Here is a 12,446-nt window from a genome sequence, read left to right on the forward strand (position 1 = left end):
GATAAAAGCCATCCCCAGAAAAAAGGAACAGACAATGAAGTCAGCACAAAGGACAACCCGTCGTCCTCTTGCCCTCGCCGTCGCTGCATTGGTCGGCCTGCCCCTGGCCCTCTCGGCCTGCGGGACCTCCCCCGCAGCTTCGTCGTCGGAGGCCGTCAAAGAAATCTCCGTGATGGACTACTACAACAACGAGCCGGACAAGTCCTTCATCGGCGACGCCCTGACCAAGTGCGGCACCCAGGCAGGTGTGACCATCAAGCGGGAGACCGTCCCGGGCAAGTCCCTGATCTCCAAGGTCCTCCAGCAGTCCTCCTCCAAAACGCTGCCGGACGTGCTCATGCTGGATAATCCGGACCTGCAGCAGATTGCCGCCACGGGCGCTTTGGCTCCCTTGTCAGACTTCAAGATCAGCACGGATAACTTCGCAGAGGGTGTCCTGAGCGCAGGCACCGACAAGGACAAGGTCTACGGCCTGGCTCCCACCGTGAACACCATCGCCCTGTTCTACAACAAGGACATCCTGGACAAGGCGGGAGTAACCCCGCCCACCACCTGGGATGAGCTGAAGGCAGCCTCCGCCAAGCTCACCGCCGGCGACCAGTACGGGCTCGCGTTCAACGCCAACCCCACTTATGAAGGCACCTGGCAGTTCCTCCCGGTCATGTGGTCCAACGGCGGCGACGAAAAGAAGATCGACACCAAGGAGACCGAGCAGGCACTCCAGCTCTGGACAGACCTGGTCAAGAGCGGCTCCGTCTCTTCCTCGGCCCTGAACTGGACCCAGGCCGATGTAAAGGATCAGTTCATGGCCGGCAAAGCAGCCATGATGGTCAACGGCCCGTGGCAGATCCCGGCCCTGGATAAGCAGCCCACTCTGCAGTACGGCGTGGTAAAGATTCCCGTCCGTGAAGCCGGCCAGACGTCCGTAGCGCCGCTGGGTGGCGAAGTTTGGACGGTCCCCCAGACCGGCAACAAGGCACGCCAGGCCAAGGCCGCGGAAGTGGTTGCCTGCCTGAACAGTGACGAGAACCAGATGGCGATGGCCAAGGTCCGCAACACCATTCCTTCCAAGACCACGTTGGCGGAGAAGTTCGCCACCGAAAACCCCAAGCTCGCTACGTTCACTGAGCTGATCAAGACCGCCCGCGCCCGCACCGGCGAGCTCGGTGCAGACTGGCCGGCACAGGCAACCAAGATCTACACCGCCATCCAGACAGCCCTGACCGGTAACGCCTCTCCGGCCGATGCCCTCAAGCAAGCGCAAGGCCAGTAAGCAGCCAGCCATGTCATTGACAACAGATTTGTCGCAAACAGCGGCAGGTTCCACCGGAAAGGCCGCGGGAAAGGCTACGCGCAAGCATGGCCGCCCGGCAGGCTCGCCTACAGAAGCGCAGACACCACGACGGCGCACCCGCCAACGCCGCGAGCGCATCTTCCAGTGGCTCTTCCTGGTACCTGCCGTGGTCTACATGGCACTGTTCTTCGGCTACCCCGTGGTCAAGAACGTCGTCATGAGTTTCCAGGACTACACCACGGCTACCTTCTTCACCGGAGAAGCCCCGTGGGTAGGGCTGGCCAACTACGTAACTGTATTGTCGTCGTCGTTGTTTTCCACCTCACTGCTGAACACCGCGCTGTTCACGGTGGGTTCCATCCTGGGCCAGTTCGTGATCGGGCTGGCGTTGGCGATCTTCTTCCAACGCAAGTTCCCGCTCAACGGAATCCTTCGCTCGCTGCTCCTGCTTCCTTGGCTACTGCCGCTGATCGTCTCGAGTGCCGTGTGGCGGTGGATCCTGGACAAGGACAGCGGAGCGCTCAACCGCTTCCTGGGCGATCTGGGCGTCATCAACACTGGCGTTCCGTGGCTGACCAGTACCTCGTTGGCTTTGATCGCTGTGGTGGGAGTGAACATCTGGATTGGCATTCCGTTCAATCTGACCATCCTCTACGGGGGCCTGCAGGAGATCCCGGACGAGCTTTACGAGGCCGGGTCCCTGGATGGCGCCACGGGTTGGAAGGCGTTCCGGCATATCACCTGGCCGATGCTGCGTCCCGTGGTGAGCGTGGTGCTGGTGCTCGGCGTCGTGTACACCCTCAAGGTGCTGGACATCATCCTGGGCCTGACCAACGGTGGCCCGGCGAACTCGACCCAGACCATCGCCACCCAGTCCTACGACCTCTCCTTCCACGAATTCAAATTCGGCGAAGGCGCGGCCCTGGGCAACGTGCTGGTGATCATTTCCCTGGTGTTCGCAGTGCTGTACCTGCGGGCAAGCCGACGCGCTGTGGATGAGTGAGGAAACCATGACAACCGTACTGAAAGCACCCACGCTCCGACCCAGGAGGGCAAAAGCACCGGCAGGAAACCGCAAGAACTGGGGCTACACGGCACTGGCCATCTTCTTCCTGGCCATCATGCTGTTCCCGGTCTACTGGATGATCAACGCCTCCCTGCAGCCCAACGGCACTACCTTGGAAACCTCGTGGCTGCCCTTGAAGCCCGATTTCACCGGCTATGCCACAGCCATCAGCGAGCAAGCCGGGAACCTCGGCACGAGCCTGATCATCTCGCTCGGCAGTGTGGCATTGAGCTTGGCAATCGCTGCCCCGGCGGCCTACGCCCTGGCTTACTTCAAGGTTCGCGGCGCAGGAGTTGTCCTGTTCGCCATTCTCATCAGCCAGATGATCCCGGGCATCGTGGTGGCCAACGCCCTCTACACGGCCTACAACGACCTCGGCCTGCTCAACTCCATTCCGGGCCTGATCCTCGCGGACTCGGCCCACGGAATCCCGTTCGCCATCCTCATCATCCGGGCTTTCATGAACGGCATGCCGTCGTCCGTGATCGAGGCAGCGCGGGTGGACGGTGCGGGGCACGTCCGGGCGTTCTGGTCGATCGTGATTCCGCTGAGTCGGAACTCGCTGATCACCGCGGGCCTCTTTACGTTCCTGTTCGCCTGGAGCGACTTCCTGTTCGCCCTGACCCTGACCACCACGGAAGCGGTCCGCCCCGTCACCCTGGGCATCTTCCAGTACATCGGCGCCTACGTGAACGACTGGAGTTCAGTGATGGCGACGGCGGTACTCGCCTCCATCCCGGCCATCGTCTTGTTGGTCGCGGCCCAAAAATACATCGCCGCTGGCACCACCGGCGGCGCGGTCAAGTAGACCCTCACTCATCAGAAGGAAAAATCATGCCTGAAACAAGCAAGCCCATCCGCGTCACCGTCTGGAGCGAAAACCGGCACGAAAAGCGGGACGAACTCGTGGCACGCCTGTACCCCGAAGGAATGCACGGCGCCGTCAAGGCGGGCATCGAGGAGAACCTGGGTTCCGGCGTCGAGGTCCGCACCGCAACGCTGGACGAACCCGAGCATGGCCTCACGGAGGAAGTCCTTGCCAACACCGACGTCCTCACCTGGTGGGGACACATGTCCCACGCCGACGTTGAGGACGAAATCGTGGAGCGCGTGCACCGCCACGTGCTCGCAGGAATGGGCCTGATCGTGCTGCACTCCGGGCACTGGTCCAAGATCTTCACCAAGCTCATGGGCACTAGCTGCACCCTGCGCTGGCGCTCCGAACACGACCGCGAACTCGTCTGGACAGTGGACCCGACCCACCCCATCGCCAAGGGCGTGCCGCACCCCATCGTGATCCCTGAGCAGGAAATGTACGGCGAATTCTTCGATATCCCCACGCCAGAGGAACTCGTATTCATCAGCTCGTTCAGCGGCGGCGAAGTCTTCCGTTCGGGCTGCACATTCCGGCGCGGACACGGAAAGATCTTCTTCTTCAGCCCCGGCGACCAGGACTACCCCGTCTATCACCACAAAGACATCCGCCGGGTCATCGCCAACGCCGTGGAATGGGCCGTCACGGACCGTCCCGAGCGCGCCGTCCCTGAGCTGCTTCGCTACGAAACCCACGACTTCTTCAACGGCAAGAGCTACCAAGGAGCAAACGCGTGAGCACGCCTTTCGCCATAATCCCCGACGACGGCACTCCCCTTCGCGTCGTAGTGGTCGGCGCCGGGGGCATGGGCCGCGCCTGGCTTCGAACCGTTGAGTCGTCACCGTTGGTGGAACTTGTGGGCATCGTGGATCTGGATCTCGCCACCGCCGCTGAGGCTGCAGCTTCGCTGGGCCGTCCCGACCTTCCGGTAGGTGCCCGTACAGCGGCGCTGGCGTCCGACGTCGGGGCTCAAGCGGTCATCAACGTCACCGTTCCTGCCGCGCATCATCCGGTCACTACCGAGGCACTCGCTGCGGGTCTGCCAGTCCTTGGCGAGAAACCCGTGGCCTCCACAGTGGCGCAAGGGCTTTCCCTGGCAGCCGCTGCTGAGCTTCATGGCCAGCTGTTCATGGTCAGCCAGTCCCGGCGCTACAACCGGCAGCTCTTCGAAGCCAAGCGGCTGTCCGGGTCCCTGGGTGCTGTTGGCATCGTCTCTGCCGAGTTCTTCAAGGCGCCGCACTTTGGCGGATTCCGCGATGCCATGGACCATCCCCTGCTGCTGGACATGGCGATCCATCAATTCGACATGGCCCGATTCCTGCTCGACGCCGATCCCGTCTCTGTTTTCTGCGAGGAGTACAACCCCTCGTGGAGTTGGTACCGCGGTGATGCCGGGGCCACGGCCGTTTTCGAAATGACCGGCGGCGAGCGCTTCGTGTTCAACGGAAGCTGGTGCAGCCCGGGCCAGGAAACCTCGTGGAACGCCTCATGGCGGATCAGCGGCGAGCACGGCACCGTCTTGTGGGATGGCGACAATGAACCTGTTTCCTCTGTTCCTGTTTCCGGCGATGCTGGCAGTTCTGAGGATCCTGGCCAGGAAATCGCTGGTTCCCTGCGCGACTTCGTATCTGCAGTCCGCACGGGAAGCACCCCGATGGGCCAGGTGCACCAAAACATCATGAGCCTGGCCATGGTGGAGGCGGCCATCCTGAGTGCGGCCAACGGCACACGGGTTTCCGTGGACACGCTGCTTGAGGACTCGTACCAACAGGCACTCCTTGCCGAGCGGGACCCGGCCGTGTTGGAAGTTTTGAAGTCCTGGACCTCGGTTCGCAGTGCGCTTGCGGGAGGCAGTGCGCTTACGGGAGGCAGTGCGCTTACGGGGGAAGGCATTCGGCTGTGACGCGGAAGCTGCGGGTGGGCATGGTGGGCTACTCCTTCATGGGTGCCGTCCACTCGCATGCCTGGCGAACGGCGCCACGCTTCTTCGATCTCCCACTTGCGCCCGAGCTGACGGCGCTGGCTGGCAGAAATGCTTCTGCTGCTCAGGCGGCCGCGGCCAAGCTCGGCTGGGATTCCGTGGAGAGCGATTGGCGTCGCCTGATCGACCGCGACGACATTGACCTGATCGACATCTGTTCCCCGGGCAACACTCACGCCGAGATTGCGATTGCTGCCCTGGAAGCCGGCAAACACGTGCTGTGCGAGAAACCCTTGGCCAACAGTGTGGCTGAGGCTGAGAAGATGACCGCTGTGGCATCCTCGGCCGCTGAGCGGGGCGTGTACTCGATGTGCGGGTTCACGTATCGGCGAACTCCTGCACTGGCCCTTGCTAAGCGGATGGTGGACGACGGCCGGTTGGGCGAGCTCCGCCACGTCAGGGCACAGTATCTCCAGGACTGGTTGGCGGATCCGGACGCGCCCCTGACATGGCGGCTGGACAAGTCAAAGTCCGGCTCTGGCTCACTCGGTGATATCGGCGCCCACAGTATCGACGCCGCACAGTGGATCACCGGGTCCAACATCACAGGGGTTTCAGCCCTTATGGAGACGTTCGTGAAGGAACGGCCAATCGGTGGTGACTTCGTTGGGCTCGGCGGGCACGGTGGTGCAGACGGTCCGCGCGGTCCGGTAACTGTGGACGACGCCGCGATCTTTACGGCCCGTTTCGGCGGAAAGACGCGCGACGGCGGTGACCCAGCAATAACGGGTGGCGGCACGACCGCCGTCGAGCGTTCCACCCACGCCGGCCCGATCGGCGTGTTCGAGGCGACTCGGTTTGCCCTGGGAAGGAAGAACGCCATGCGACTGGAACTCAATGGCACGCTCGGCTCCTTGGCATTCGACTTCGAGGACATGAACGTCTTGTCCTTTTACGATGCTTCGGCCGAGGACGCGGGCTTCCGGCGGATCATCGTGACGGAACCATCGCACCCCTACGTCGGGAACTGGTGGCCCACCGGACACGGCTTGGGCTACGAGCACGGGTTCACACATCAGGTGGTGGACCTCGTGAACGCCATCGCTGAGGATCGCCAGCCGGAGCCATCATTCGCAGATGCTTTGCAGGTCCAGAAGGTGTTAGCGGCAGTGGAGGCCAGCGCCGAGGCTGAGAGCCGCTGGCAGAAGGTGTGAGCTTGCGTCCGGCCTGCATGAACGTCGCGAACCCGCTGTTGCGTTGTTGGGCAACAACGAAACAGCGGGTCGGCAACGTGCTAGTGGTTTAGCGTTTGGCGAGTTTCGTCAGCTGCACAGAGGAGAGCAGGGCGGACGCGTAGGCCTTATGTCCGGCATCGTTCGGATGGAAGTTTGCATCCAGACGCGGCTGCATGAGATCCAGGACGATCCACGGATTGGCGGAGTTAACCGCGTGCCCGATGAATCGCTTGGTCATGTCGATGAACACTGCGTTGGTTTGACTGTCGGCGACCGCCTGGGCAATAGTCGCGTTGAGGGCATCAATGGCCATGTTCACTTGGATCTGGTTCGCGACCGGCACCACTGTGACGCCACCAATAACGATGTCGCCTTGGGACGGATCAAACAGGCGCGGATAACCAAGAACAGCGATGACGGCGTCCGGGGCCGCCTGTTGGATGGCCTGATACGTGGTCTCAAGTCCGGACTCGATCACAGGAAGATTGGCGATGATCCCGGAAACGGTGTCCTCACAAGGCTGTGTAGTCGGCATAGAGCAGGCCTGCAAAGCGAGCAAACTGCCAGCGTCGAGCGCACCAGCAGTGATACTGACCAGATCAGTGTCACTGTTCAAAGCTCCCCCGCTGAGTTCTGCGATCTGTTGCGTCACGGATTTCGAAGTCCCCACCGGGAGAAGAAAAGCGCCGTGGCAGGCTGCGTTTTCAACCAGCGTCACGCGAGGTGAAGCGTCTACGATGTCAACGTATCCACCTTCGCTCTGCCAACATGGAATAGGCGGGAAGGGGCCCGAAAGATCCCCCGCACCCGTCCCCGCGGTGTACGAATCACCGAGCGCCACATACGTGACAGGTGGCGGCGGTGCGGCGGTGGCCGGACTGGCCGTGAATCCCAGGGTGAGTGCCAGGGCGGCGAGTCCGCCTGCAAAAGCCAAGCGCCGGCGTCGTGCTCGATGAGTTGCCATGATGCTTCCCCTTCATACTGCTCTTTTGGGGCTCCGGTGGTCCGACAAACAGGATCACTTCGCGGCACGCCCACCCGTCGGCCGCGTACGGGGCAATGTGTTGGCCAGATTACGCCCGGCAGGCAACGCGGTACAGACCTTGTGCCTAGCCTATTTTTCGGCTTCCACGTTCTTGGGCAGCTATGCGCCGTACCTTGCCAGCCTGAACTCCAGGCCGTTCCGCACCGCTGGCCATTCGTGTTCCAGTATGGAGAACACCACTGTGTCGCGGAGGGTGCCGTCCTTGCTGCGCGAGTGGTTCCGGAGCACACCGTCCTGCTTGGCGCCGAGTCGGGCGATCGCGTCGCGGGACTGGTGGTTGAGCCAGTGCGTACGGAATTCGACGGCGGGGCAGCCAAGGGCCTCAAAGGCATGCCTAAGGAGCAGCAGTTTGGAGTCGGGGTTGGTGCCCGTGCCGTGCACGGACGCGGCGTTCCAAGTCGAGCCGATCTCAACGCGCGGGGTGGCGGCGTCAATGTTCATGTACGTCGTCATCCCGATGACCTTGCCCGTGCTGTTGAGCCGGGTAGCGAAGGGCACCATGGACCCTTCGGTTTGCAGGCCCAGCCGCCGCTCAATCTCGGCAGCCATACCTTCCGGAGTGGGTACGGAGGTGTACCAGAGCTTCCAGAGTTCACCGTCCTTGGCCGCCTCCACAAGGTCGTCGTGGTGACCTGGCCGCAACGGTTCAAGGCTCACGAATTTGCCGGTCAGGGTAACGGGTTCAATCGAGCTCACCCGGTTAGCCTAACCCGCCCCGGGCTTCAGTCGTTCCAGTCGAAGAAGCCCTTGCCCGTTTTGCGGCCAAGCTCCCCGCGGGCCACCTTGTCCCTCAGGATTTGCGGCGGAGCGAAGCGGTCACCCAGTGTGGAATGCAGGTACTCCGCGATGCCCAGACGAACATCAAGACCGACGATGTCCGTGGTCTTGAGCGGCCCGGTAGGGTGCTTGTACCCCAGGACCATGGCGGCGTCGATGTCCTCTGCTGATGCCACACCCTCCTCAACCATGCGCATCGCCTCCAAGGCAATAGCGACGCCCAGCCTTGAGGACGCAAAGCCCGGCGCGTCATTAACGACGACGGCGGTCTTGCCGAGTGTCTCGGTCCAGTTCTTCGCCGCTTGGGCGAGTTCGGGCGAGGTCTCTTTGGCCAGCACCACTTCGATGAGGGTGGAGGCGGGCACCGGGTTGAAGAAGTGCAGGCCGATGAAGTTGGCTGGCCTGCGGAGTTCATTCGCCAATCCCGTGACGGACAACGACGACGTGTTCGAGGCCAGGAATGCGTCTGCGGAAAGATGGTCTTCCACCGCTTTCAAGGCGGTGACCTTGAGATCGTAATCCTCGGGCACGGCTTCTACCACCAGGCCGCAGTGAATGAAGGATTCGTAGTCCGTCGACGTGCTGAACCGGGCCATGGCTTCTTCAGGGGTTTCGCCCAGGGTGCCGCGGGCAGCGGACTTGGCAACCGCATCAGCTACCCGGCCCTGCGCTCCGGCGGCTGCCTCATGATCCCGCTCCACCACGATCACGGTAGCGCCATTGGTCAGGAACGCGTGCGCGATGCCTGCACCCATCCGGCCACCGCCAAGGACTCCAACAACGTGGGGAATCGCGGGAACTGCTGTCATTTCTGGGTCCTGTCATCGTTGGCAGTCGGGGATGAGCTGGCGGCCTTCGCCGATTTCCTATCCAGGAAAGCCTGCATCCTGTCGAACTTGGCCTGGGATTCGAAGAGGATCCCTTGGGCAAGGGTATCGATCAGCGGGTGCGCTTCCGCAGGAGCGTGGAACACCGACTTGGTAATGCGGACGGCAAGGGGGTCCTGGCGGCCGATCCTGTCAACCAGATTGTGCGCGGCCTCCATGAGCTCAGGGGCCTCGTGAATCTCGGTGATCAAGCTGATTCGCAGCGCTTCCTCGGCCCGCAACACCGCGCCGGCGAGGAGGATTTCTTTGGCCTTCGGTTCACCCACAAGCTCCTTGAGCCGCCAACTGGCACCGGCTGCAGCAAGGATTCCCAGCCCTGTTTCGGGATTGCCAATCCGCACACTGGGGGTCCCGATGCGGAAGTCTGCCGCATAGGCAAGCTCCGCACCGCCACCGAGGCAATAGCCGTCCAGCGCTGCGATGACGGGCATGGGCAGCTTGGCGATGCGCATGAAGATGGTTGAGTTGATCCCCCGCAGTGCGTCATCCCGTCGGCGTTCCCGGAGCTGTCCAATGTCCGCGCCCGAGGCGAAAACGCCGTCAGTGCCCGCGATGATCAGGACCTTGGGGTTGCGCTCCAGTTCGGCACAGACAAGGTGAAGCTCGTCCACCATGGTCTGGTCGATCGCGTTGCGTACTTCGGGACGGTTGAGAAGAACAGTGAGCCTGTCGTCGCGTTCCTCGAGGAGAAGTGTGCTGAAGTCTTCCTGGTTCAGTGCCATTTACACGCCTTCCAGCAGCATTGCCGTGCCTTGGCCCACGCCGATGCACATCGTGGCAAGGCCAAGCTTCGGTCCATTGTTGCTGGCAAGCTCCCGCTCCATGCGGCCCAGAAGGGTAATGGCCAGACGCGATCCGCTGGAACCCAGCGGGTGCCCCAAACTGATGGCACCGCCGTCGTTATTGACGATTCCCGGGTCCAGCCCCAGGCGCCGCATGCTGGCAAGGGACTGGGTGGCAAAAGCTTCGTTGAGTTCTACTGCGCCGAGCTGGTCCACGGTAAGGCCAGTGCGGGCAAGGACCTTCTGCGTTGCCGGAACAGGACCGATGCCCATGATTTCCGGCTCACAGCCCGCCGAAGCGCCATCGATGATGCGGGCGCGAGGCGTCAGACCGAACTTCTTGATGGCGGCCTCGGAGGCAACGATGATCGCAGAGGCGCCGTCGTTGAGGCTGGAGGAGTTGCCCGCGGTGACCACGGAGCCACCGGGGACCACTGGCCGAAGCCCGGCCAGGACGTCCATGGTGGTGCCCTCGCGCGGACCTTCATCAGTGTCCACCACGGTCTCGGACTTGCGGGTCTTGACGGTGACCGGAACGATCTCGTCCTTGAACCGGCCGCCTGCGATGGCCGCCAACGCGAGCTCGTGAGAGCGGACAGCGAAAGCGTCTGCGTCCTCGCGGGAGATGTTATCCACGCGGCCCACTTCCTCGGCCGTTTCAGGCATGGAGTAGGTCATCTTGCCGTCACGGGAGAGCTCGCCCTTGGTGAAAAGCGGGTTGACGAAGCGCCAGCCGATGGACGTATCGAAGATCTGGCCCGGCTTGGCGAATGCAGTAGTGGGCTTCTCCTGGACCCAGGGTGCCCGGCTCATGGATTCGACGCCACCTGCCACTACGATGTCCGCCGCGCCGGACTTGATCATCTGGCTGGCCATGATGATGGCACTCAGGCCCGAGGCGCAAAGCCTGTTAACGGTGATGCCCGGGATGTGGAGGGGAAGTCCCGCGAGGATGGTCGCCATGCGGGCTACGTTGCGGTTCTCCTCTCCAGCGCCGTTGGCGTTGCCGAGGATTACCTCATCAATGGAGTCAGGATCGACGCCGGCACGCGCCACTGCTTCACGGACCACCAACGCGGCGAGGTCGTCAGGACGGACGGAGGACAATGCCCCGCCGTAACGACCAACCGGCGTCCGTGCGCCGCCAACAAGAAAAGCCTCGACCATGAGAACATCCTTCGCGAAGTGAAAGGGACCGGTGCGGAATAATATACCGACCGTTCGTTCTATAAAGATTACACGGCCTGCCCTCCGGGTCAACAGATGAAGTCATCTCCGCGCAGTCCAGTCAGTGCTTCAGACCACCCGGATGCCCAAATGACCAGCCAATAACGGGGCCATGAGACTCAACTGGTAATCGTCGATAACAACTCCGGCGAGTCCCGCCAATCCGTTGATACTCCGGAACTCCGAGCTCCGCAGGTCCACGTCCTTGAGCTTGGCGCCGGTGACATCCAAGGTGCCGATAGTGCAGTTCTTCAACGACACCCGTGTCCCGGTGCAGCCGCCAAGATCGAGCTCGTTGATGATGCAATCTGAAATCTGGACGTCCATCAGCTTTGAACCCCGCAGGTTCACGTAGTCCAGCTTGCCGCCCTCGATCCGCACCGAGCGCCACGTGCCCTCGTAGAGTTCGGCTGATCCCCACCGCGGGTTGCTGATCTCCACGTCCTGCCAGGAAGTCCGGGCGGCTGTGAAGACTGGGGCATACGGCTCGGCCAGGATGCACTCCCGGAACGTGGCGCCGCGCAGCTGAGCCTCGTTGAAGGAGACTCCCGTGAACTCACACTCGATAAAGTCGGCACCGCTCAGCTCCTCCCCATCGGCGGAAACGCGGGTAAACCTGATGCCGTCATAGCGTTCGCCACGCTGGAAGTCCGGGGCGTCGTCGTCGCGCAGTTCTTCCAGGCGCACCGGCGAGATCTTGGGGGCCGCTACCTTTGCAGCCGCCATCAGAGGGATTCCGCCTTTGCAGCGATCTCGGCAAGGTCCTTGCTGAGGGCTTTCCGGGTGATGCTCATGCCGATCTTCCCGATCAAGGCCATCGCGACCTTGCTCACGAGCGTGGGCTTGAGGACCTCGGCGCCGAATGTCAGCGTAAGGTCAGTGCCGGCATCGCGCCCTGCCAGGTTAAAGCGCGTGGTGTAATCGGCGCCGCCCTGAAGTGCTTTGACCGTGGTACTGCGGGGTGGATCCACCTCCGACACCCACAACTCCACGGTTTCCTGCCTGCCCATCATGGTCCGTGTTTCCTTCCAGCGTGTGCCTTCCCCATAGGGACCCTCGCTGAGCATCTGGATTGCGTTGATGCCCGAAAGGGTGCCGGCCGAGCCTGGAATGTCCGAGAGGACCGCCCAAACTTTCTCCGGGCTGGCGTTGATGTGCTGCGTCAGGGTGGTGGTGTGATCCATACATCGAGCCTAGTCCGGGGCACTGACACTCCCAACTGACTGGCATTTGTGGTTGTTATAGAGCCCCATAACAACCACTAATGCCAGCCGGATGCAGGGAAGCTACTAGAGCCTGTGGATAACCGCTCACGTCCACCAAGGTTTTGCAAACATG

General features: G+C 62.3%; 13 protein-coding genes. 6 read left to right on the forward strand and 7 right to left on the reverse strand.

Annotated elements, in window-relative coordinates; translation table 11 throughout:
- Window positions 1-34: 34 nt before the first annotated feature.
- From VUN82_20305 to VUN82_20330, 6 genes are read left to right on the forward strand one after another with little or no spacing between them, the layout of a single operon-like run.
- Window positions 35-1,273 (forward strand): extracellular solute-binding protein, encoded by a 1,239-nt coding sequence (locus tag VUN82_20305; protein ID XAS71405.1) that lies wholly within the window; start codon window positions 35-37, stop codon window positions 1,271-1,273.
- A 10-nt stretch (window positions 1,274-1,283) separates the two neighbouring features.
- Window positions 1,284-2,297 carry a sugar ABC transporter permease gene (locus tag VUN82_20310; GenBank protein ID XAS71406.1) on the forward strand — a complete coding sequence of 338 codons (1,014 nt, stop codon included), beginning with the start codon at window positions 1,284-1,286 and terminating at the stop codon, window positions 2,295-2,297.
- A 7-nt stretch (window positions 2,298-2,304) separates the two neighbouring features.
- A complete protein-coding gene (locus VUN82_20315; GenBank protein XAS71407.1) occupies window positions 2,305-3,168 on the forward strand; it encodes a carbohydrate ABC transporter permease in 864 nt (287 codons plus the stop codon).
- 26 nt (window positions 3,169-3,194) lie between these two features.
- On the forward strand, window positions 3,195-3,971 hold the full coding sequence (locus VUN82_20320; protein ID XAS71408.1) for a ThuA domain-containing protein: 777 nt from the start codon (window positions 3,195-3,197) through the stop codon (window positions 3,969-3,971).
- Complete coding sequence (locus VUN82_20325; GenBank protein ID XAS71409.1) at window positions 3,968-5,137, forward strand: Gfo/Idh/MocA family oxidoreductase; 1,170 nt, start codon at window positions 3,968-3,970, stop codon at window positions 5,135-5,137. Before VUN82_20320 ends, VUN82_20325 begins: the two co-directional genes overlap by 4 nt.
- Window positions 5,138-5,157: 20 nt before the next feature.
- On the forward strand, window positions 5,158-6,369 hold the full coding sequence (locus tag VUN82_20330; protein XAS74749.1) for a Gfo/Idh/MocA family oxidoreductase: 1,212 nt from the start codon (window positions 5,158-5,160) through the stop codon (window positions 6,367-6,369).
- An 88-nt stretch (window positions 6,370-6,457) separates the two neighbouring features.
- Here the strand turns inward: VUN82_20330 and VUN82_20335 are convergent, their stop codons facing one another.
- The 7 genes from VUN82_20335 to VUN82_20365 all read right to left on the reverse strand — a co-directional run bounded on the left by VUN82_20335 (window position 6,458) and on the right by VUN82_20365 (window position 12,292).
- Entirely contained in the window at window positions 6,458-7,354 is an 897-nt protein-coding gene (locus tag VUN82_20335; protein ID XAS71410.1) for an SGNH/GDSL hydrolase family protein, read from the reverse strand.
- 180 nt (window positions 7,355-7,534) lie between these two features.
- Window positions 7,535-8,131: a GNAT family protein gene (locus tag VUN82_20340; GenBank protein XAS71411.1), complete on the reverse strand. Its 597-nt coding sequence runs from the start codon at window positions 8,129-8,131 to the stop codon at window positions 7,535-7,537.
- 26 nt (window positions 8,132-8,157) lie between these two features.
- Window positions 8,158-9,021 carry a 3-hydroxyacyl-CoA dehydrogenase family protein gene (locus tag VUN82_20345; GenBank protein ID XAS71412.1) on the reverse strand — a complete coding sequence of 288 codons (864 nt, stop codon included), beginning with the start codon at window positions 9,019-9,021 and terminating at the stop codon, window positions 8,158-8,160.
- A complete protein-coding gene (locus VUN82_20350; protein ID XAS71413.1) occupies window positions 9,018-9,821 on the reverse strand; it encodes an enoyl-CoA hydratase/isomerase family protein in 804 nt (267 codons plus the stop codon). Before VUN82_20350 ends, VUN82_20345 begins: the two co-directional genes overlap by 4 nt.
- Window positions 9,822-11,048, reverse strand: a complete 1,227-nt coding sequence (locus tag VUN82_20355) for an acetyl-CoA C-acyltransferase (protein XAS71414.1) — start codon at window positions 11,046-11,048, stop codon at window positions 9,822-9,824.
- Between the two features lie 129 nt (window positions 11,049-11,177).
- Window positions 11,178-11,834 (reverse strand): pentapeptide repeat-containing protein, encoded by a 657-nt coding sequence (locus VUN82_20360; GenBank protein ID XAS71415.1) that lies wholly within the window; start codon window positions 11,832-11,834, stop codon window positions 11,178-11,180.
- Window positions 11,834-12,292: an SRPBCC family protein gene (locus VUN82_20365; protein ID XAS71416.1), complete on the reverse strand. Its 459-nt coding sequence runs from the start codon at window positions 12,290-12,292 to the stop codon at window positions 11,834-11,836. Before VUN82_20365 ends, VUN82_20360 begins: the two co-directional genes overlap by 1 nt.
- Window positions 12,293-12,446 lie beyond the last annotated feature (154 nt).

Source organism: Micrococcaceae bacterium Sec5.1 (assembly GCA_039636795.1).
Classification (GTDB): Bacteria; Actinomycetota; Actinomycetes; order Actinomycetales; family Micrococcaceae; genus Arthrobacter.

Bases quoted from the DNA above. Each gene is read 5' to 3' on its own strand.
- VUN82_20305 (XAS71405.1), top strand. From the start codon at position 35: ATGAAGTCAGCACAAAGGACAACCCGTCGTCCTCTTGCCCTCGCCGTC.
- VUN82_20310 (XAS71406.1), top strand. From the start codon at position 1,284: ATGTCATTGACAACAGATTTGTCGCAAACAGCGGCAGGTTCCACCGGA.
- VUN82_20315 (XAS71407.1), top strand. From the start codon at position 2,305: ATGACAACCGTACTGAAAGCACCCACGCTCCGACCCAGGAGGGCAAAA.
- VUN82_20320 (XAS71408.1), top strand. From the start codon at position 3,195: ATGCCTGAAACAAGCAAGCCCATCCGCGTCACCGTCTGGAGCGAAAAC.
- VUN82_20330 (XAS74749.1), top strand. From the start codon at position 5,158: ATGGTGGGCTACTCCTTCATGGGTGCCGTCCACTCGCATGCCTGGCGA.
- VUN82_20335 (XAS71410.1), bottom strand. From the start codon at position 7,354: ATGGCAACTCATCGAGCACGACGCCGGCGCTTGGCTTTTGCAGGCGGA.
- VUN82_20345 (XAS71412.1), bottom strand. From the start codon at position 9,021: ATGACAGCAGTTCCCGCGATTCCCCACGTTGTTGGAGTCCTTGGCGGT.
- VUN82_20350 (XAS71413.1), bottom strand. From the start codon at position 9,821: ATGGCACTGAACCAGGAAGACTTCAGCACACTTCTCCTCGAGGAACGC.
- VUN82_20355 (XAS71414.1), bottom strand. From the start codon at position 11,048: ATGGTCGAGGCTTTTCTTGTTGGCGGCGCACGGACGCCGGTTGGTCGT.
- VUN82_20360 (XAS71415.1), bottom strand. From the start codon at position 11,834: ATGGCGGCTGCAAAGGTAGCGGCCCCCAAGATCTCGCCGGTGCGCCTG.
- VUN82_20365 (XAS71416.1), bottom strand. From the start codon at position 12,292: ATGGATCACACCACCACCCTGACGCAGCACATCAACGCCAGCCCGGAG.